The organism is Cryobacterium sp. TMT2-10 (assembly GCF_004403075.1).
Taxonomy (GTDB): Bacteria; Actinomycetota; Actinomycetes; order Actinomycetales; family Microbacteriaceae; genus Cryobacterium; species Cryobacterium shii.
The window spans coordinates 1-1632 of the sequence record NZ_SOGW01000049.1; the positions used below are offsets into that span (position 1 = coordinate 1).

General features: G+C 71.3%; 1 protein-coding gene and 1 pseudogene. Both read left to right on the forward strand.

The features are described from left to right. Nucleotides 1-265 (forward strand): annotated as a pseudogene (locus E3T37_RS05825) (hypothetical protein); the annotation flags it as partial. A 265-nt stretch (nucleotides 266-530) separates the two neighbouring features. Continuing rightward, nucleotides 531-1487, forward strand: coding sequence for a hypothetical protein (locus tag E3T37_RS05830; RefSeq protein WP_134365874.1), 957 nt, complete (start codon nucleotides 531-533; stop codon nucleotides 1485-1487). Nucleotides 1488-1632: the final 145 nt, after the last annotated feature.

A 1632-nucleotide genomic window follows, 5' to 3' on the forward strand; every position in this document is an offset into this window, starting at 1 on the left:
CGGTGTGGCTGGCGCTGCGGCTGGCGCTGCGGCGGGCGCGGCTGGCGCTGCGGCGGGCGCGGCTGGCGAGAAGCCGGCGGTGCCGATGCGCCAGTTCACGCTGACGGGGCCCGCGATCGCCATCTGCACGGCCGGCGGATTCCTCGTTGCGGGGGCCGGATCATCCGTCGCCCTCAAGCGCGGCGAGTCGGTCTACATCACGCCCGACGAGGGCACCCTCACCTTCGCCGGCGCCGGCGAGGTGTTCCTCGCCACCATCCCCTAGTAGCAGCAGCCCCGCCCCTCACCAATTCGACGGAGATTTTGCTCTAACAACCCGGATTTGCGGCTTTCTGGCCCATTTGAGCCAGAATCTCCGTCGAATTCGTTCATCGCCGCGCGGGAGGTTCGCTGCCGCGCGGGCGGGGCGGCGAGCGCGGTGGGTTCGCGCACGGGAACGGCGGGCCTCCCCAACCCGCGGGTGCGGAGCGTTGTCCCCAGGCTGACGGATGCCGCGGCGCGGGCCCGTCTCCGCTGCGAGGCTCCGGGGCATGCGCTCCCTCGCCCAAGACATCATCGGCCATGGACTATTCGTCAAGCGCGCCACGCTCCGCGCCCGAGGCTGGAGCGATGGCCACCTCCGCGGCGAGGTGAACCGCGGAACGATTGTGCGGGTGCGCAAGGGCTGGTATTCGGTTCCGTCGGCGCCGCAGTCGGCCGTCGAGGCGTTCCGGATCGGCGGGCGGCTGGCCGGATTGAGCGCTCTGAAGTCCTACGGCATCTGGACCCCGGCCACGAGGAAGCTTCACGTGAGCGTCCCCGGCGGCGCGCGGGCATTGCGGCGGCCGACCGACATGCGCGCACGGCTGCACGTGCTCGACGGTGTCCGGTGCCGGGTGACCTGGGGCGATGACGCGTGGGAGCGGCGTGGGGACAGCGTGTGGCGCACCAGCGTGCACGAAGCCCTGGTGCATATTCTGAACAACCACGACCGGGTCACGGCGATCGTGTGTCTCGATGCCGCGCTGCACAGTGCTCGGGAAAAAGGCCCCGGAATCGTCCTTGATGATCTGGGCTGGATCTTCGCCCGCGCGCCGCTCCGGGTGCAGTCTTGGCGCAGCGAGGTCGACGGGCGCGCCGGAGCAGGCGGGGAAACAGAATTCCGGCTCAAGGCACTGGCCGCCGGCATCCCGTTCGTGCCACAACCGTTCGTGAGGGGCGTCGGGAATCTCGACGGCCAGATCGGCCCGTCGACGTTCGTGGAGATCGACGGGACGGAGTGGCATGACAATCCGCTCGCATTTGAGGTCGACCGGGAACGCGATCTGCTGGTCGCGAAGGAGAACGGGCGCACACTGAGGTTCACCTACGCGCTCCTCCGCAAACGGTGGGGGTTGTGCGTTCAGGCGATGGTCACGGCGCTGGAGCACGACTACCGTCACGAGTCGTCGACCGCGTTCCCCCCATTCCCCGGCCGGATGCCGCCGGTCGCCGGCCGCCTCGGGTAGCGACCGGCCCGATTCCCGGTTGCCGCGGTAGCCGGCCCCGGGCCGTGCCCGGCCCCGCCGTGTCCGCTGGCCCGGCTCGCCCGCCCGCTGGCCCGGCCGTGTCCGCTGGCCCGGCCGTGTCCGTTGGCCCCGCCCGCCCGCTGGC

Excerpts from the sequence above, each read along its gene's own strand:
- E3T37_RS05830 (WP_134365874.1), top strand. The coding sequence starts at position 531 with ATGCGCTCCCTCGCCCAAGACATCATCGGCCATGGACTATTCGTCAAG.